Source organism: Plantactinospora sp. BB1, assembly GCF_003030385.1.
Lineage (GTDB): Bacteria > Actinomycetota > Actinomycetes > Mycobacteriales > Micromonosporaceae > Plantactinospora.
Map to the genome: position 1 here is coordinate 929,882 of NZ_CP028159.1, position 17,074 is coordinate 946,955.

At 71.6% G+C, this 17,074-nt stretch carries 17 protein-coding genes; 10 read left to right on the forward strand and 7 right to left on the reverse strand.

Features of this window, described 5'->3' with window-relative positions; all coding sequences use genetic code 11:
• The first annotated feature begins 10 nt into the window (after positions 1-10).
• A complete protein-coding gene (locus tag C6W10_RS04015; protein ID WP_107263640.1) occupies positions 11-2,545 on the forward strand; it encodes a glycoside hydrolase family 65 protein in 2,535 nt (844 codons plus the stop codon).
• Between the two features lie 175 nt (positions 2,546-2,720).
• On the opposite strand, the gene C6W10_RS04020 is transcribed toward C6W10_RS04015, so the two are convergent.
• Positions 2,721-3,026 (reverse strand): hypothetical protein, encoded by a 306-nt coding sequence (locus tag C6W10_RS04020; protein WP_159079225.1) that lies wholly within the window; start codon positions 3,024-3,026, stop codon positions 2,721-2,723.
• 95 nt (positions 3,027-3,121) lie between these two features.
• Between C6W10_RS04020 and C6W10_RS04025 the strand changes: the two genes are divergently transcribed.
• Positions 3,122-3,631 carry a DUF6098 family protein gene (locus C6W10_RS04025; protein ID WP_199853856.1) on the forward strand — a complete coding sequence of 170 codons (510 nt, stop codon included), beginning with the start codon at positions 3,122-3,124 and terminating at the stop codon, positions 3,629-3,631.
• Positions 3,632-3,680: 49 nt separating this feature from the next.
• Here C6W10_RS04025 and C6W10_RS04030 read toward each other — a convergent pair whose 3' ends face one another.
• The 5 genes from C6W10_RS04030 to C6W10_RS04050 form a co-directional block, all read right to left on the reverse strand.
• Complete coding sequence (locus tag C6W10_RS04030; protein WP_107256634.1) at positions 3,681-4,640, reverse strand: TIGR03557 family F420-dependent LLM class oxidoreductase; 960 nt, start codon at positions 4,638-4,640, stop codon at positions 3,681-3,683.
• Positions 4,641-4,899: 259 nt separating this feature from the next.
• Positions 4,900-5,316, reverse strand: a complete 417-nt coding sequence (locus tag C6W10_RS04035) for a CBS domain-containing protein (protein WP_199853282.1) — start codon at positions 5,314-5,316, stop codon at positions 4,900-4,902.
• A gap of 117 nt (positions 5,317-5,433) precedes the next feature.
• Entirely contained in the window at positions 5,434-6,369 is a 936-nt protein-coding gene (locus C6W10_RS04040; protein ID WP_107256638.1) for a carbohydrate ABC transporter permease, read from the reverse strand.
• Positions 6,366-7,340 (reverse strand): carbohydrate ABC transporter permease, encoded by a 975-nt coding sequence (locus C6W10_RS04045; protein ID WP_199853857.1) that lies wholly within the window; start codon positions 7,338-7,340, stop codon positions 6,366-6,368. The genes C6W10_RS04040 and C6W10_RS04045 overlap by 4 nt, the downstream gene beginning before the upstream one ends.
• Positions 7,341-7,347: 7 nt before the next feature.
• Positions 7,348-8,691 (reverse strand): extracellular solute-binding protein, encoded by a 1,344-nt coding sequence (locus tag C6W10_RS04050; protein ID WP_107256640.1) that lies wholly within the window; start codon positions 8,689-8,691, stop codon positions 7,348-7,350.
• 296 nt (positions 8,692-8,987) lie between these two features.
• On the opposite strand from C6W10_RS04050, the gene C6W10_RS04055 reads away from it, so the two are divergent.
• The 5 genes from C6W10_RS04055 (at position 8,988) to C6W10_RS04080 (ending at position 13,411) form a co-directional block, all read left to right on the forward strand.
• The gene (locus C6W10_RS04055; protein WP_107256642.1) at positions 8,988-10,172 is read left to right on the forward strand and encodes a zinc-dependent alcohol dehydrogenase; all 1,185 of its coding nucleotides are present in this window, start codon (positions 8,988-8,990) and stop codon (positions 10,170-10,172) included.
• A gap of 221 nt (positions 10,173-10,393) precedes the next feature.
• Positions 10,394-11,194, forward strand: coding sequence for an SDR family oxidoreductase (locus tag C6W10_RS04060; RefSeq protein WP_107256643.1), 801 nt, complete (start codon positions 10,394-10,396; stop codon positions 11,192-11,194).
• A gap of 404 nt (positions 11,195-11,598) precedes the next feature.
• Positions 11,599-12,285 (forward strand): hypothetical protein, encoded by a 687-nt coding sequence (locus tag C6W10_RS04070; protein WP_107256645.1) that lies wholly within the window; start codon positions 11,599-11,601, stop codon positions 12,283-12,285.
• A complete protein-coding gene (locus C6W10_RS04075) occupies positions 12,282-12,725 on the forward strand; it encodes a phage holin family protein (RefSeq protein WP_199853284.1) in 444 nt (147 codons plus the stop codon). Before C6W10_RS04070 ends, C6W10_RS04075 begins: the two co-directional genes overlap by 4 nt.
• Positions 12,722-13,411 (forward strand): DUF3618 domain-containing protein, encoded by a 690-nt coding sequence (locus tag C6W10_RS04080; RefSeq protein WP_107256647.1) that lies wholly within the window; start codon positions 12,722-12,724, stop codon positions 13,409-13,411. The genes C6W10_RS04075 and C6W10_RS04080 overlap by 4 nt, the downstream gene beginning before the upstream one ends.
• Positions 13,412-13,480: 69 nt before the next feature.
• On the opposite strand, the gene C6W10_RS04085 is transcribed toward C6W10_RS04080, so the two are convergent.
• Positions 13,481-14,458 (reverse strand): DNA topoisomerase IB, encoded by a 978-nt coding sequence (locus C6W10_RS04085; protein ID WP_107256649.1) that lies wholly within the window; start codon positions 14,456-14,458, stop codon positions 13,481-13,483.
• Positions 14,459-14,627: 169 nt separating this feature from the next.
• On the opposite strand from C6W10_RS04085, the gene C6W10_RS37120 reads away from it, so the two are divergent.
• The 3 genes from C6W10_RS37120 to C6W10_RS04100 all read left to right on the forward strand — a co-directional run bounded on the left by C6W10_RS37120 (position 14,628) and on the right by C6W10_RS04100 (position 17,071).
• Positions 14,628-14,855, forward strand: a complete 228-nt coding sequence (locus tag C6W10_RS37120) for a DUF2188 domain-containing protein (protein ID WP_159104456.1) — start codon at positions 14,628-14,630, stop codon at positions 14,853-14,855.
• Between the two features lie 156 nt (positions 14,856-15,011).
• Positions 15,012-15,743, forward strand: coding sequence for a DUF6766 family protein (locus tag C6W10_RS04095; protein WP_234361606.1), 732 nt, complete (start codon positions 15,012-15,014; stop codon positions 15,741-15,743).
• A gap of 74 nt (positions 15,744-15,817) precedes the next feature.
• A complete protein-coding gene (locus C6W10_RS04100) occupies positions 15,818-17,071 on the forward strand; it encodes an MFS transporter (protein WP_107256653.1) in 1,254 nt (417 codons plus the stop codon).
• Positions 17,072-17,074: the final 3 nt, after the last annotated feature.

Below are 17,074 nucleotides of genomic sequence, written 5' to 3' on the forward strand. Positions count from 1 at the left end.
GCACCCGACGATGCCGGTACCACGAGCCAGGACCGGCCGTCCGGACCCCGCGGAGCCGACCTGGGAGATCCGGGAGGAGGGCCTAGGCCACCGTGCCCTGGCCGACCTGGAGTCCGTCTTCGCGCTGGCGAACGGCCGACTCGGGGTACGCGGCACGCTCGAGGAGGGTGGCGTCAGCGGCAACCCCGGCACCTACCTCAACTCGTGCTACGAGGAGTACGACCTCAACTACCCGGAGAACGGCTACGCCTTCCCGGAGCAGAACCAGGTGCTGGTCGGTGTGCCGGAGGGGACCCGGTTCCGGCTCTTCGTCGACGACCAGCCGGTCGAGCCGACCGCCGGCGGCACGCACCGGCACGAACGGGTCCTCGACCTGCGCGACGGCACCCTCCGGCGATCGTTCGGCTGGACCGCCGATTCCGGGGCGGCGGTGGAGGTGCGCAGTACCCGGCTGGTCTCGTTCGTCCACCCCGGGGTGCTGGCGATCCGCTACGAGGTCGTCGCCGCCGACCGCCCGGTCCGGATCCGCCTGCACTCGGAACTCCGGGCCAACCCGGCACTGCCGGAACGGGACAGCGACGACCCGAGGGCCCCGAGCGTCCTCGAACGCCCGCTGCTGCCGCTGCGGCACAGCGTCGACGGTCTCGGCGGCCTACTGGGCCACCAGACCCGGCGCAGCGGACAGCGGATCGTCGCCACCGTCACGCACCTGCTCGACGGCGCGCGGGCCGAGGCCGACGTCGACACCGGCCCGGACCTGGTGCGGGTCGCCGTCGAGGCCGAACTCGCGCCGGGGCAGCGGCTCCGGGTGACCAAACTCGTCGGGTACGCCTGGTCCGGGCAGCGGCCGTTCGACGAGCTGGTCGCCGAGGCGACCACGGCGCTCGCGGAGGCGACACGACGTGGCTGGGCGGGGCTCCGCGCCGACCAGCGGGGCTATCTCGACCGGTTCTGGGACGACGCGGACGTGGTCGTCGACGGCGATCCGCAGCTCCAGCAGGCCGTACGGTTCGGGCTCTTCCACGTGTTGCAGGCCAGCGCCCGGGCGGGACAGCGTCCGCTGCCGGCCAAGGGCCTGACCGGCAACGGCTACGACGGCCACACCATGTGGGACGCCGAGACGTTCGTGCTGCCGGTACTCACCTACCTGCGGCCGGAGGCGGCCGAGGCGGCGCTGCGCTGGCGGCATGCCACCCTCGACCGGGCCCGGCAGCGCGCCGGTGAACTGCGGTTGGCCGGCGCGGCCTTCCCGTGGCGGACCATCGACGGTCGGGAGTGTTCCGGATACTGGCCGGCCGGGAGCGCGGCCCTGCACGTCAACGCCGACATCGCCGCTGCCGTACTGCGGTACGTCGCCGCCACCGACGACCTCGCGTTCCTGCGCGACGCCGGTCTGGAGCTGCTGGTCGAGACGGCCCGGCTCTGGAACCGGGTGGGCCATCACGACGACGCGGGCGGATTCCACATCGACGGGGTGACCGGCCCGGACGAGTACACCGCGCTCGGCAACGACAACCTGTTCACCAACGTCATGGCCCGGCACAACCTGCTCGGGGCCGTCGCCGCCGCCGAGCGGCTGCCGGAACGGGCCCGACAGCTCGGCGTCGAGCCGGCGGAGCTGTCCGCCTGGCGACGGGCGGCCGAGGCGATGCACCTGCCGTACGACGCCGAACGGGGGGTGCACCAGCAGTGCGCCGGGTTCACCGCCCTGGAGGAGTGGGACTTCGCCGGCACCCGATCCGACGAGTACCCGCTGTTGCTGCACTACCCCTACCTGGAGCTGTACCGGCGGCAGGTGATCAAGCAGGCCGACGTCGTACTCGCGATGCAGCACTGCGCCGAGCTGTTCACACGAGAGCAGAAGGCCCGCAACTTCGACTACTACCACCGGCGTACCGTCGGCGACTCGTCGCTGTCGGCGAGTGCACAGGCGATCATCGCCGCCGAACTGGGGCACCTGGAACTCGGCTACGCCCACCTCGCCGACTCGGCCCTACAGGACCTGCACGACTTTCCGGAGCAGAGCCGCGACGGCCTGCACGTCGCCGCCCTCGCCGGTGTCTGGCTCGCCCTGGTGGCGGGCTTCGGCGGGCTCCGTGACCAGGGCGACGAACTCGCGTTCGCGCCCCGGCTGCCGGCGGCGCTGACCCGGTTGGAGTTCTCGCTGCGCTGGCGGGGTCACCGGCTCCGGGTCACCGTGACCGGCGACTCGGCGACGTACCTGCTGCGGGACGGTACCGACCGGGACGGTACAGACCAGGACGGTACCGACCGGGACGGTACCGACCGGGACGGTACCGACGAGGCGGGGATCCGGCTGCGCCACCACGGGACGGCGCTGCACCTGCGGCCGGGCCGATCCCGCCGCCTGCCGCTGCCGGCACTCCCCGACCCCGGGCCGGAACCACCCGCACCCCCGGGCCGGGCTCCCCGACGCCGCCCGGCCGGGAAGCCGGTGACCGCCATCCGGCCGGCCGGGTCGGACGCGGACGAGGCCGCGCCGCCGCCGGCCCGGCCCGGTCCGGCGGCTCCGGTACCCGGGTGACGCCGCTGCCGACCGCCGGTCCGGCACCGCTGCCGACGGCCGCTCCGGCACCACTGCCGACCGCCGCTCCGGCACCACTGCCGACCGCCGGTCCGGCACGCCGAACGCCGTCCGGGACCCGCCGGATCAGCCGGACAGTTGCCGGCGGCGGGCCCCGGACGGCGCCGGGTGGACGTTACGACCGGGACCCGGAGAGGTCACCCGGGCCGGTGGGCAGCTCAGTGGCCTGGCCGGCGGCCAGCGGGGAGGCCACCCGGTCCTGGGCGTCCTCCGCACCGGAACTCCCGCCGTCCGGCGCCACCTCCCCGTCGTAGTTGTAGACCAGGTACGTGCCGTCGCCGACCTCTCTGGTCGCGGTCGTCCGGATGTACCGGTGGATCAGTCCGTCGATCTCCAGTTCGATCAGCCCGGTGTCGCCGGCCGCCACGAGGCTCTCGTCTCGCGGGCCGCCTATCAGGATCGAGTCGTCATGTGTCGTCATGACTGCCCACTACCCAGGGTCGGATCCGTTCACTCACCCGTCGCCCGGCCGACGAACCAGGAATGACCTGGGCGGTACGGGGGCAGAGTGACGGCATGGACGAGCGGGCGGGCACAGGGATGTACCTGATCGAGGATCTTTCCGGGCTCGCCGAACTCGTCCGGCAGGCGCCACCGGACGAGGAGCTGTACGTGCGCTGGTCACACGGTCCGGACGCCGACCACGTCGGTCGGGGCGCGGCCGGGCAGACCAGCCGGGACTCACTCACCGGCGTGCCGCTGCCGGGGCTGTCCGCGAACCCGCTCCGGGTCGAGCCGTGGTGGGGTGACCGGTCGCTGCACATCTGGGTCGCCCGGCGCCTCTACGACTACTGTCACCTGCGGGAACTTCGCGGACCGGGTGCCTCCCCCTGGGTGCTGACCGGCCGGGAGTGCGGACGGGGGCCGGACAACGAACCGCTGGTGATCTGTCACCGACCGGTCGCCTGGGTGGGTGAGAAGGCGCTGCACGAAGCCGACCTGGTGGTCCAGGGGCAGCGGTCCGCGGAGTGGGGGCCGCTGCACCGCGCGGATCAGGACGACCGGGGCGGGCGGCGCGGCTCCTGACCGACGTCGTGCCCGCCGCCCGCCCGTGGACGACCTGCCGGGCGGCGGTTCAGCCGTTGCCGCCGACGGCGGGCAGGACATGCTTGGCGTACAGCTCGAAGAGTCCCTGGTAGTGCGGTCCGGTGTTGGCCACGTAGACCTCGTCGAAGCCGGCCTGCGCGTACTTGTCGATCATTTCGAGGTGCGCCTCCGGGTCGTCACCGCAGACGAACGCCTGCTTCACCTGCTCCTGGGTCACCAGTTGGGCGGCCTGTTCGAAGTGCCGGGGTGAGGGCAGCACCTGGGACAGCTCGCCCGGTACCCCGGCGTTGGGCCAGCGTTCGTAGGCGATCCTCGCGCCCTCCTCGACGCTGCTGGCGTACGCCGCCTTGAAGCCGGCCTGGCACGGCTTGTCGCCTCCGCCGTTGGCGCGGAACCGGCTGACCATCTCGGCGTCCGGGCTGATGCTGATGTAGCCGTCGCCGATCCTGGCGGCGAGGTCGATGGCCTTCGGCCCGAACCCGGAGATGTAGATCGGCGGCGGGGTCTCCGGCCGGGTGTAGATCCGGGCGTTCTCGACCCGGTAGTGCTTGCCCTGGTGGTCCACGAACCCGCCCTGCCACAGTTCGCGGATCACCTCGACGGCCTCCTCCAGCATCTCCAGCCTGGTGGCGGCGTTCGGCCAGGCGTCGCCGAAGATGTGCTCGTTGAGCGCCTCGCCGCTGCCGACGCCGAGCACGAACCGGCCGGAGTGCAGCACCGCGGTGGTCGCGGCGGCCTGGGCGATCACCGCCGGGTGGATCCGGACCGTGGGACAGGTGACGGCGGTGGTGACCGGCAGCGAAGAGACCTGGCTCAGCGCGCCGAGCATCGACCAGACGAAGCCGCTCTGCCCCTGCGCGTCCACCCAGGGGTGGTAGTGGTCGGAGATCCAGAGTCCCTGGAAACCCGCCGCCTCCGCCCCGCGTGCCTGCTCCAGCAGTTCGGCCGGGGTGTACTCCTCACTGGACAGGAAGTAGCCGATGCGCATGCCGTCCTCCTCGAATAGGGGTGACCTCGCCCTACCCGGATCGTCGGAAAATCAGTCATCGCGACCGGAGAGTCGGCACCGGCCGGAGCACCGGCCCAGGGCAGGGCATCGGGCGAGGGCGGGACACCGGTCGAGGGCAGGGCATCCGGGCGAGGGCGGAGACGCCAGTGGGCTCGACGGCGCCGGTACCGTCGAGCCCAAATGTGGGGCGGGCGGCCGGCCCCCGGAGGTGCCGTCCACCCGATGTGCTGCGTTCGGGTCAGCCCTGCGAGATGGCGTCAACCAGGTCACCGACGGGCCGGTCGGGCAGAGCCCGCGCGACGTCGGCCACCGCGACCACCCCGACGAGGTCGTGCCCGTCGATCACGGGCAGCCGGCGTACCTGGTGGCTGCCCATGGTGCGCAGGATCTCCTCGGCGTCGTCGTCCGCGCCGATGGTCACCGGCTTGCCCTGGGCGAGTTCCCCCGCCGTCACGCTGCCCGGGTCACGGCCCTGGGCGAGTACCTTCACGACGATGTCGCGGTCGGTGAGCATGCCCTTGAGCCGGTTGTCACTGCCGCAGATCGGCATCGAGCCCACCCCGAGTTCCGACATCCGGCGGGCGGCCGTCAACATGTCCTCACTCTCGCCGACGCAGGTGGGGTTCGGCGTCATGATCTCCCGTGCGGTTGTCATCACAGATCACCTTCTCTTGGGACGGGGCTTGTCGGTCCTCCTACCCAGAAGCTGGGGATTCGATGCCGGTCTTCGCCTCCGCGACGGGCGATGTGACCCAGCCGTGCCGGCCGGTGGTCATCCCTTGCGGCCGGTGGTGGCGATGCCCTCGACGAAGTGCCGCTGGGCCAGGAAGAACAGAATGATCATCGGTACGGTGGCGATGACGCTGCCGGCGAGGACGATCTCCCACTGCTGTTCGCCGCCGTATCCGAACCGGTCCAGCAGCACCTTCAGTCCCCGGGGCAGGGTGTACAGCTCCTCGTCGCGGAGATAGATCAGCGGCTTGATCAGGTCGGTCCAGCTCGCCTTGAACTCGAAGACGAACGCCACCAGCAGGGCGGGCCGGATCAACGGGAACGCCAGCCGCCAGAAGAGTTGCGGATAACTGGCCCCGTCGACCCGGGCCGCCTCGAAGTACTCCCTGGGCAGCGAGAGCAGGAACTGCCGGATCAGGAAGATGTAGAACGCCGACCCGAAGAGGTTGCCGGCCCAGAGCGGCACCTGGGTGCCGGTGAGGCGCAGTTCCGACCAGATCAGGTACGTCGGGATCATGGTGACCGCGAACGGCAGCATCATGGTGGCGAGGACCAGGCCGAAGAGCAGGTTCCGGCCGGGGAACCGGAAGTAGGCGAAGCCGAACGCGATCCAGGCACTGGAGACGGTGACCGCCGCCGCGGCGGCGACGCCGACCACCAGGCTGTTGAAGAGCCAGCTCAGCAGCGGTATCGCCGACCACGCCTCGGCGTAGTTCTCCGGGGCGAAGGGCACGGGCAGGAAGCCGGTGGAGAAGATGTACTCGCGGGGGCGCAGCGAGGCGGTGACGAGCCAGGCGAACGGGAGCAGGAAGAGCAGCGCCGCACCGACCAGCGCCAGCACGAACGGCAGCCGGCGCCACCGGGAACGGCCGCTCGCCCGCTCCGGTGCCGCCCCGGCCCGATCTGGGGGCAGTGGTCCCGGGCCGGCCGGCGGTACGACGAGGGCGTCGCCCGTCCGGGCCGCGGTCTCGGTCATCGGTCCCGCCCCTCGTAGTAGACGAACCGCCGGGAGAGCCGAACCTGCACGGCCGTGATGGCGAGGATCACCAGGAAGAGCAGCCAGGCCATCGCCGAGGCGTAACCCATGTGCAGGAACTGGAACGCCTCCTGGAAGAGCCGGATCACGTAGAACGTCGCCGCGTCGGAGTTGAACCTGTTCTGTGTCTCCCGGTTCCCGAAGTACATCGTGTAGACCTCGGTGAACATCTGGATCGAGGCGATCGTGTTCACGACCAGAGTGAAGAAGAGCGACCCCGAGATCATCGGTACGGTCACGTGCCGGAAGCGCGCCCACGCCCCGGCGCCGTCGATGTCCGCCGCCTCGTACAGGTCGCGCGGCACGTTCTGCAACGCGGCGAGGTAGATCACCACGGTCGAGCCGAGGCTCCAGAGGCTCATCAGGACGATCCCCGGCATCACCCAGTCCGGGTCGGTGGTCCAGGCCGGGCCGTCGATGCCGACGGCCGCCAGGCCCCGGTTGACGAGACCGTCCTGGGTGTTGAGCAGCAGCAGGAAGAGCACCCCGATCGCCACCGCCGGGGTCATCACCGGCAGGTAGAAGACGGTACGGAAGAAGCCCTGCAACCGGCCCACCCGCAGCAGCAGCATCGCCAGGCCGAGCGAGACCGCCATCGTGAGCGGCACGTGCAGCACGGTGTAGTACAGCGTGTTGGTGAGACTGCGCAGCACCATCGGGTCGTCGGCGATCCGCCGGTAGTTGTCCAGCCCGGTCCAGGTCGGCGCGCTGACCACGTCGTACTCGGTCAGGCTGAGCCAGAGGCTGGCCAGCATCGGGCCCGCCTGGAAGACGAGGAGGCCGACCAGCCAGGGCGCGATGAAGACGTACGCCCAGCGCATCTCGTGCCGGGCCAGCGGCTTCATCCGGCGGCGTCGCCGGGTCCCGGCGGCCCGCTCGGCCGCCGGAACCTCGACGGTGGTGGTCGCCATCGTCGGCCTACTTCGCGGCCCGGTCCAGCGCGGCGGTCGCCTCGGACTGCGCCCGGCGCAGCGCCTCGGCCGGCTCGCTCTGCCCCGACAGCACCCGGTTGACCGCGTCCATCCAGGTCTTGTCGAACTCGGCGCCGGCCCGGGAAGCCGGGATGGTGAAGGCGTGCTCCTGCACCGAGAGGATCGTCTGCACGGCGTTGTCGAACCGGGGGTTGCCGCTGGGCCGGTAGATCTCCGACATGATCCGGCGGTCCGCCTCCGCGTTGCCGGTGTAGAGGCCGGTGAAGGGCGCCCCGCTCGCCTGCCGGGCGGTGACCCGCGCCTTCGCCGCCGCCACCCAGGTCTCGGTCGCGGTCATCTGCTTGGCGAACTCGCAGGCGGCCTCGGGGTTCTTCGCGCCCTTCGGGATCGCCCAGGACTGACCGCTGACCAGGGTGAGCGGGTTGCCCTGCCGGTCGACGAAGGGCTTGACGACCAGTTGCGCGTCCGGGGTGTTCTTGGCCACCTGGTTGAGGAACCAGTCCTCCATCGGCCAGACCCCGATCTGGTGTCGGGCCAGCGGGCTGTCGGCGCCGAAGAAGTCGAAGGTGTCCCGGAAGCCCTTGAACCTGTCCCAGCCGGCCTGCCGCTGGAGCAGGCCGTAGGTGGTCTGCAACGCCTCCAGCACCTTCGGGTCGTCGAGTCGGGCGGTCCGCCCGTCGGCGGAGAGCAGGTCCGCTCCGTTGGCCTTGGCCCAGAGCGGCAGGAACTCGGGGATCTTCGGGTCGATGCCGATCCGGCTGAGGCGGCCGTTCGAGACCCTGGCCAGTCGGTCGGTCAGCGCCGGCAGTCCGGCCCAGTTCGCCAGGTCGACCTGGTCGGGGGTGACTCCGGCCTGCCGGAGTACGGCCTCGTCCAGGTAGACGACGCGGACGCTGTAGAACTCGGGGATGCCGTAGAGGACACCGTCCAGGGTGACCTGCTCGCGCGCCGCCGGCCGGTACTGGTCGACGTCGATGCCGTGCTCGCGCACACAGTCGGTGAGCGGGGTGACCGCGCCCCGGGTGGCGTAGCTGCCGATGAGCTTCCGGTCCAGATAGACGAGATCCGGCGGGTTGCCGTCGGCGACCGCCGAGAGGAACTGCTGCTCGTCGAAACCACCCTCGGTGATCTCCACGCGGATCTCCGGGTGGGCCTGCTTGAAGGCGTCGACCCGGCTGGTCGCGATCTCGTCCGAGAGGCTGAAGCCGAGGGTGCTGAGCCGGCCGGATCCGCCGGTGCCGCCGTCGTCGCCGCCGCCACCGACCCCGCCGCAACCGGTGAGCCCGAGGAGCAGTGCCAACGTCGCCGCCAGGCCCGAATATCTCCGCATGATGCCCCCTCCCCCGCGTCTCCCGGCCGCCCCGGGCAACACGGCGGGTCACTACTTCCACTCGGCCGTCCGATTGAAACGCTCGACCGGTTCATACCGCGTGATCTGCACCATCTGCCGTCGGCGGAGCCGCGACGGGCACGGCCACCGGTGACTCACGGCGACATCTCATGACGGTGAGGAGTCGGCCTGGCACGGTGTCACCCGGCGCCAGCGTGGACGGTCGACGCTGGTTGACGCAGCCGACACCCGGGTAGCAGTTCTGTCATCCCCACTGCCGACGGGAGGCGGACACGGTGAAGGCGTTGACATGGCAGGGCAAGCGCGACGTGCGGGTGGCGGAGGTGCCGGACCCAGGGATCGAGGAACCGACCGACGCGGTCATCCGGGTCACCTCGACCGCCATCTGCGGTTCGGACCTGCACCTCTACGAGGTGCTCGGCGCCTACCTGAAACCGGGCGACATCCTGGGCCACGAGGCGATGGGGATCGTCGAGGAGGTCGGCCCGGCGGTGGACCGGCTCCGTCCCGGTGACCGGGTGGTCGTACCCTTCAACATCTCCTGCGGCTCGTGCTGGATGTGCCAGCGCCAGCTCTACGCGCAGTGCGAGACGACCCAGGTCCGGTCCGAGGGCAAGGGTGCGGCGCTGTTCGGCTACACCTCCCTCTACGGCTCGGTGCCGGGCGGCCAGGCCGAGTACCTGCGGGTTCCGCACGCGCAGTTCGGCCCGGTCAAGGTGCCGGCGACCGGAGCCGACGAGCGGTACCTGTACCTCTCCGACATCCTGCCCACCGCGTGGCAGGCGGTACGGTACGCCGACGTACCACCGGGCGGCACGCTCGCCGTCTTCGGGCTCGGACCGGTCGGGCAACTCTGCGCCCGGGTCGGCCGCCATCTCGGTGCCGCCCGGGTGATCGGGCTCGACCTCGTGCCGGAGCGGCTGGCGATGGCCCGGCGGCACGGCGTGGAGACCGTGGACGTCACCGATCTCGACGACGTGCCGGGCGCCCTCCTCGACCTGGTCGACGGCCGGGGCCCGGACGCGGTGATCGACGCGGTCGGGATGGAGTCGCACGGCTCCCCGTGGGGCAAGCTCGCCCAGACCACCGTGGGGATGCTGCCGGACGCGGTGGCGCGGTCGATGACCGACCGGTTCGGGGTGGACCGGCTCAGCGTGCTGCACGCCGCGGTCAAGTCGGTACGCCGGGGCGGCACCGTCTCCCTCTCCGGCGTCTACGGCGGGGAACTCGACCCGATGCCGCTGATGGAGATGTTCGACCGTGGCGTCCAGCTGCGGATGGGGCAGGCACACGTACGGCGCTGGACCGACGAGATCATGCCGCTGCTGGCCGAGGAGGACGATCCGCTCGGCGTGCAGGACCTGCGTACCCATCGGCTGCCGTTGCAGCGCGCGCCCGAGGGCTACGAGATGTTCCAGAAGAAGACGGACGGCTGCATCAAGGTGGTGCTGAACCCGTAGCGAGGTCGGTGCCGGCCCCGTGGCGACGCCGGTCCCGCACCCGTCGGTACGGCTGACGGTTTAGCGCGGGGCCGGCGGGGCATCATCCGACCCGACCGACTCGCGGCGGGCTGCGCGGCCGGCGCCGACCGTCTCGGCGAACCGTTCCGCAGACCAACCGTTCGTCGGATCGAACCGTTCCGCAGACCAGACCGTTCCGCAGACCAGCAGGGAGCACCGACATGACCGACACCTCAGGCCGGCCGCTCGCGCTGGTCACCGGCGCGTCCAGCGGCATCGGCTACGAGTTGGCGAAGGAGTTCGCCCGGAACGGCTTCGACCTGGTCGTCGTCGCCGAGGACGACCGCATCGGCCAGGCCGCCCGGGACGTCGAGGCGCTCGGCGCCACGGTCGAGCCCGTACAGGCCGACCTGGCGACACCCGACGGCGTGCAGCGGGCGTACGACCGGGTTCTCGCGACGGGTCGCCCCCTCGACGCCTTGGTGATCAACGCCGGTATCGGCGTCAACGGACGGTTCGCCGAGACGGACCTCGCCGACGAACTGCGGCTGATCGACCTCAACGTACGGTCGTCGGTGCACCTGGCGAAGCTCGGGATACCGCAGATGGTCGCCCGGGGCGCCGGTCGGGTCATGTTCACCTCGTCGATCGCGGCCACCCAGCCGGGGCCCTTCGAGGCCGGGTACGCCGCCTCCAAGGCGTTCCTGCTCTCCTTCGCGGAGGCGCTGCGCAACGAACTCGAGGACTCCGGGGTCACCGTGACCGCGCTGATGCCGGGCGCCACCGAGACCGACTTCTTCGATCGTGCCGACATGCGCGACACCAGGCTCGGTGCCGGCCCGAAGGACGACCCGGCCGAGGTGGCCCGGCACGGCTTCGAGGCGATGATGGCGGGCAAGGACCACGTGGTCGCCGGTTCGGTGCACAACCGGCTGCTCGCCGGCGCGGCCAAGTTGCTCCCGGAGCGGGTCAAGGCGGAGCTGCACTCCAGGCTCTCCCGTCCCGGCTCGGCCGGCGACTGAGCCGCGGGCCGAACCGACCGAACCCACCGAAACCGGGCAACCGAGCCGCCCGGCCGAACCGACCTGGCCGGGCCACGAGCCGCCCGGCGGGACCGGCCGAACCGACCGGGGCCACCGGGCCGCCCGGCGGCGCTGAGCCGCCTGGCCGCGCCTGGCCGCGCTGAGCCGCCTGGCCGCGCTGAGACCGCCTGGCGGCGCTGTTCGGGCCAGCGGCACTGTCTGCGACTCCACTCCCCATACCGCCGCCCGCACGCCGTTCGGGACAGAACGGATGACCGGTGCGATCGCGTCGACTATCACCGTCGCCCCTGGTCACGGGGCGCGAAAGGTCGGTAGCAGTCGGTATATCAGCCGATCAGCGGGGTAACCGGCCGCCGACACCGCGGGCGAAGCTGGGGGCGGATATGACACAGCACAGTAATGCCGACCCGACCGGTGACGGTCACCGGTCGAAGACCCAGGTTGCGCGGCATGGCGCCACCGAGACCGGACAGCGGTTGGCACAGACCGGAGGCGGTCTGGCGCACAACGCCGCCGACCGGGGCCGGGACGTCGCCGCCGAGGCGGGACGGCAGGCCAACGAGCTGATGGGGCAGGCGTCGGCCCAGCTCAAAGAGCAGGCCAGCGCTCAGCAGCATCGCGCGGCGTCCGGTCTGCGGGCGCTCGGCGACGAACTGCGGGCGATGTCCGAACGCAGCGAACAGCAGGGGGTCGGCAAGGACCTGGTCCAGCAGGCGGCCGACCGGGTCCAGCGGGCGGCGCAGTGGCTCGACCAGCGGGAACCCGGAATGGTACTCAACGACGTGCGCGACTACGCCCGCCGCAACCCGGGACTCTTCCTCGCCGGGGCCGCCGTCGCCGGTGTACTCGCCGGCCGGCTGACCCGGACCCGCGACGCGTTGCAGGGCGGCGGCGGATCCGAGCCCCATCCGGACGGACGGCAGACCGAAGCCGGCCATCCCGACGCGGGGATGCTCGGACGGCCGGCCGGGATGACCGGCCCGTCGCAGGCCGGGCAGCCGCACGGCAACCCGGAGGCGGGGCAGCGCGGCGGGTCCGGTGACGGACGAGCCACCGAGGTACGGCGGTGAGCGTCTCGGCGGGTGGTCTCGGCGCGGACCGGGAGCAGGACCCCACCCGCGCCTCGATCGGCGAGCTGCTCGGCGCCGTCACCCGCGACACGTCGACCCTGGTCCGCCAGGAGATCCAGTTGGCGAAACTGGAACTGCGGCAGGAGGCGCGTACCGCCGGAAAGGCCGCCGGGATGTTCGGCGGCGCGGCCCTGGGCGCGCTGATGGTGCTGCTGTTCCTGTCGTACGCCCTCTGGTGGGGGTTGTCGAACGTGATGGACCAGGGCTGGGCGGCGCTGGTCGTTGCCGGAGTGTGGGCAGTGATCGCCGCCGTCCTCGTCGCGGTGGCCAGGCGCCAGGCGCGCAGTCTCCGGCCGCTGCCGCAGACGTCCGAGTCGATCCGGCGGATGCCTTCCGCCATGCGTGACGGGACACACCATCGATCGGGGGGACAAGGATGAGTACGGACCCAGGCTCGATGCGGGCCGACGTCGACCGCACCCAGGATCGCCTGGGCGAGAACCTGAGCGCGCTCGGCGACCGGATGAACCCGCGCAACATCGGCGACCGGGTGAACCCGCGCAACATGGCGCAGCACCAGGCCGGCCGGGCCCGAAACGCCTGGCAGCGGATGCGGGAGTCCGTGATGGGTACCGCCGAGCACGCCCGCCAGGACGTGGCCGGCGCGGTCGATCGGACCCGGGAGGGTGCGCAGCAGGCGCGCGGCGGCATGCAGCGGGCCCGGGAGACGTCGCAGGCGGGGATCTCCTCGGCCGGCCACCGGATCCAGGAGTTCGGGCAGCAGACCCGGAAGATGCCCGAAGGGCACCCGCTGGCCGCCGGGCTCGTCGCGTTCGGGCTCGGTGTGCTCGCCTCCGCGCTGCTGCCGGCGAGTTCGGCGGAACGCCGGGCGGTCGGCAAGCTCCGCGACGAGGTCGTCGAACATTCCGACCAGATCAAGCAGCAGGCCAGCGGCATCGCCCAGCAGGCACAGCAGAACCTGCGGGGGCCGGCCCAACAGGCCGTCGAGTCGGTCCGTTCGCGCGCCGGCCAGCACGCGGGCGAGATGCGGGACCAGGCGCGCTCCTCGGCGGAGGATCTGCGCGGGCAGACCCAGGAGACGATGGGCGAGGTACGTCGGCGCTGACCGCGTCGGCGTACCCCGCGCCGGGCCTCCGGCCGGGCAGCGCAGCGGCCGCCGTGCCGGGGTGTCGGGTCAGTCGCCGAGCAGGGCGAGCACCGCCTGCTCGGCCGCCTGGCCGGACGCCCCTTCGAGGGGCCCGAGCCGACTGTCCCGATAGAGATCGAGCAGCCGGGGGTCGACGTACGACGCCCGGGCCACCGCCGGGGTGTTGCCGAGCAGCTCGGCCACCTCCCGCATCACCCCGGCCACCACCCGTCGTCGCTTCGCCTCGGAGTTGCGCGGTCCGGCCGCGCAGAGCCGGGTGGCCGCGAGTACGGTGGCGTGCCAGGTACGGAAGTCCTTCGCCGTCATGTCGGTACCGCTGGCCTCGCGGAGGTAGTCGTTGACGTCCTCGGCGCGTACGTCCCACCAGCGCCGCCGCTCCCAGTAGCCGAAGAGCCGCTCCCGGCCCCGGCGCCGCCGCCGCAGGTTGCGGAGCACCTGGCAGACCTCGGGATCGGTCACCCGTCGGCTCTGCTCCACCCCGCCCTTGGCCGGGAACTCCAGCACGACGCAGCCGCCGGACCCCCGGGCGTGCTCCGGCCGGAGTGTGGCGACGCCGAACGTCGGTGCCTCCCCGGCGGTGTACTGGTCGCCGCCGATCCGGAACATTCCGAGGTCGAGCAGGCGGGCGATGGTGGCCAGCACCCGTGGCCGGGTCAGGCCGCGCTCGCGCAGATCGTGGTCGACCTGCTTGCGGAGCTGGCCGAGGTGTCCGGCCACCTCAAGGACGTGCGCGAACTTCTCCCGGTCCCGCCGCTCCCGCCACACCGGGTGGTAGAGGTACTGCTTGCGGCCGGCCTCGTCGATCCCGGTTGCCTGGATGTGGCCCCGGGGGTCGGGTGAGATCCACACCTCGCGCCAGGCCGGCGGGATGGCGAGTCCCCGCAGCCGGCGCAGCTGCGCCGGGTCGGTGACGGTCCGCCCCTCGGAGTCGAGAAACGTCACCCCGCGTCCCCGTCGACGGCGGCCGTAACCGGGCGCGCCCAGGTCAGCGCGACGTAGCTTCATGTCTCACCATCGCTGCCATGCCTGCTGTTCTACCCCCGGACCCACTCGGGCACGCCAGGTCGGTAGGGATCGCCGATCGGAACGCGACCGCATCCATCAGAATGGATTTCCGGTTTCCCCTGCCGCTACCTGGGTAGCTCCTATCCGAGAAGCAGACAGGAGGCGCAGAATGCCCGACCGGGCGCAATACCACGTGATCCCCGAAATCGACTGCTGGAAGGTGGAACGCGACTCGGCCGTCGTCGGGCGCTACGGCAGCAAGGAAAACGCGATCGTCGCCGGTCGCAGGGTGGCCCGGGCGAATCCGCCGAGCCGGCTCGTCGTACACCGGCCCTTCGGGCAGGTGGAAATGGTGCACACCTACCAGCACGACCCCCTTCCGCCGCTCGGGCGCTGATTCCGTCCGCCCGCCGCCGGCAACCTCCATTCTGTTCGTTCGGCCACGACACGCCGTGACCAGGTTTTCCGCGAACCTGGGCCGGGAAGCATCGCCCGGGTAGGAGGGATTTCCCCCGACCCGGGAAGTGCACCTCCGGGGAAAGGAGGTCCCGGCATGGGACAGCAGACCCTCGCACCGGGGCGGCCCGGAGCACGCCGCCCCGCCGGCGCGCAGCCGGCCCGCCGGTTCCGTCGCTGGCTGCGGAACAACGGGTTGGCCGTGACGATGTTCGGCGCGTTCCTGCTCTTCCTCGTGTTGCAGAGCCTCTTCGGCTGGCAGACCCGCAACGACGATCTGGTCCAGGCCGGTCTGCGGCCCGAGGGCTATCTCGGCTACCTCGGTACCGGGCACTTCGCCGAGGCGGTCTTCGAGAACTGGGAATCGGAGTTCCTCCAGATGGGCGCGTACGTGCTGCTCACGGTCTATCTGGTGCAGCGGGGTTCTGCCGAGTCCAAGCCCGACCCCGACCAGGACCGGCCCGGCGACAATCCGACGAAGGCGAAGTCGAACTCGCCCTGGCCGGTACGCGCCGGTGGCCTGGTGCTGGCGCTCTACCGCAACAGCCTCTCCATCGCGCTCTTCCTGCTCTTCGGCGCCTCCTTCGTGCTGCACCTGCTCGGCGGCACCGCCGAGTACAACGAACAGCAGATGCTGGATTCCGGTGCGCCGCCCGTCACGGCGTGGCAGTTCCTCGGCAGCAGCGAATTCTGGTTCCAGTCGATGCAGAACTGGCAGAGCGAGTTCCTCGCCGTCGGCACACTGATAGTGCTCAGTGTCTTCCTGCGCCAGCACGGCTCGCCGGAGTCGAAGCCGGTCAACACCCCACACCACGAAACCGGGACGTGACAGCCCGGCGATCCCGATCGGAGCCGACATCCTCTCCGATGGCGCAGCCACGGGTGTCATGATTCGCTCGACACGTGTTGTGGACCCGCAATTTCTCGTACTATCTGGTGGCCCGGGCGGTCTCGCTCTTCGGCGACGCGATGCTCGTGGTCGGCGCCGGATTGGCGATCGGAGGGCTCTACGGCGCGAGTGGCGTCGGATTCGTGCTCGCCGCCTGGATGATCCCGTTCCTCGGCTGCATCCTCTTCGGCGGCGTACTCGCCGACCGGTTCAGCGCCCGCCCGCTGATGGTCGGCGCCGACCTGACCCGGATGCTCGCCCAGGCCGTCGTGGCCGCCGCGTTCTTCCTCGGCACGCCGCCACTGTGGCTGCTCCTGCTCTGTTGGGCGGTCAGTGGGGCCGCCGCCGCGATGTTCCAGCCGGGCGTGAACAGCATGGTGCCGATCGTCGCCACCGACCTGCAACGGGCGAACTCCACCATCAAGGTCGCCAACTCGCTCGCCGAGATGCTCGGCCCGGCAACCGCCGGCCTGCTCTTCGGCTTTCTGGGCGCGGGTCCGGTCTTCACCGTCGCGGTCGGCGCCTTCGCCGTCAGCGCCGCCTGCCTCGCCGGGCTGCGGCTGGGCCGGCTTCCGGTGGCCGGCACCGGCGGCTCCATGCTGCGCGACCTCGCCGACGGCTGGCGGGAGTTCCGGTCCCGTACCTGGATGTGGAACGTGATCCTGATCTGGGCGGTTTACGGGATCGTGCTGTTCGGCCCGCTGATCCCGCTCGGCGCGGTGCTGATCAGCCAGCGCCTGGGCGCCCCGGCGTACGGCTGGGTCCAGTCGGCCGTCGCCGTCGGCACCATCCTCGGCGGGCTCGGTGCGCTGCGCGTCAAGCCGCACCGGCCGCTGGCCGCCGGTGCGGTGATGATGTTCGGCTACGGGCTGCTGCCGCTGGCGATCGCCCTGCACGCCCCGCTGACGGTGCTGATGGCCGCGGCGACCGTCAACGGCCTGGCCTGGGCCTTCTGGTCGATTATGTGGCAGACCAGCGTGCAGACCCACATACCGCCCCAGCTGCTCAACCGGGTCACCTCGTACGAGGTGCTGGGCTCGAACGGAAGCCTGCCGATCGGTCAGGCGCTCTCCGGTCCGGCGGCCGGTCTGGTCGGTGCCGAACGGGTGCTCGCGACCTCGGTCGCGGTCGGCGTACTCGGCTGCGTCGCCCTGCTGCTCGCTCCGGCGGTACGCGGGCTGCGCCGCGTCTCCGGTCCCAGCCCGTCCGCCGAGGCACCCCCGGCGGCGGCCCGGGCAACCCCGCGCGCGGGTGTCGAGTCCGGCTGACGG

What these genes read in the sequence shown, in the direction of transcription:
- C6W10_RS04015 (WP_107263640.1), top strand. Translation starts at nt 11, where the DNA reads ATGCCGGTACCACGAGCCAGGACCGGCCGTCCGGACCCCGCGGAGCCG.
- C6W10_RS04020 (WP_159079225.1), bottom strand. Translation starts at nt 3,026, where the DNA reads ATGACGACACATGACGACTCGATCCTGATAGGCGGCCCGCGAGACGAG.
- C6W10_RS04025 (WP_199853856.1), top strand. Translation starts at nt 3,122, where the DNA reads ATGGACGAGCGGGCGGGCACAGGGATGTACCTGATCGAGGATCTTTCC.
- C6W10_RS04030 (WP_107256634.1), bottom strand. Translation starts at nt 4,640, where the DNA reads ATGCGCATCGGCTACTTCCTGTCCAGTGAGGAGTACACCCCGGCCGAA.
- C6W10_RS04035 (WP_199853282.1), bottom strand. Translation starts at nt 5,316, where the DNA reads ATGACAACCGCACGGGAGATCATGACGCCGAACCCCACCTGCGTCGGC.
- C6W10_RS04040 (WP_107256638.1), bottom strand. Translation starts at nt 6,369, where the DNA reads ATGACCGAGACCGCGGCCCGGACGGGCGACGCCCTCGTCGTACCGCCG.
- C6W10_RS04045 (WP_199853857.1), bottom strand. Translation starts at nt 7,340, where the DNA reads ATGGCGACCACCACCGTCGAGGTTCCGGCGGCCGAGCGGGCCGCCGGG.
- C6W10_RS04050 (WP_107256640.1), bottom strand. Translation starts at nt 8,691, where the DNA reads ATGCGGAGATATTCGGGCCTGGCGGCGACGTTGGCACTGCTCCTCGGG.
- C6W10_RS04060 (WP_107256643.1), top strand. Translation starts at nt 10,394, where the DNA reads ATGACCGACACCTCAGGCCGGCCGCTCGCGCTGGTCACCGGCGCGTCC.
- C6W10_RS04070 (WP_107256645.1), top strand. Translation starts at nt 11,599, where the DNA reads ATGACACAGCACAGTAATGCCGACCCGACCGGTGACGGTCACCGGTCG.
- C6W10_RS04080 (WP_107256647.1), top strand. Translation starts at nt 12,722, where the DNA reads ATGAGTACGGACCCAGGCTCGATGCGGGCCGACGTCGACCGCACCCAG.
- C6W10_RS04085 (WP_107256649.1), bottom strand. Translation starts at nt 14,458, where the DNA reads ATGAAGCTACGTCGCGCTGACCTGGGCGCGCCCGGTTACGGCCGCCGT.
- C6W10_RS37120 (WP_159104456.1), top strand. Translation starts at nt 14,628, where the DNA reads ATGCCCGACCGGGCGCAATACCACGTGATCCCCGAAATCGACTGCTGG.
- C6W10_RS04095 (WP_234361606.1), top strand. Translation starts at nt 15,012, where the DNA reads ATGGGACAGCAGACCCTCGCACCGGGGCGGCCCGGAGCACGCCGCCCC.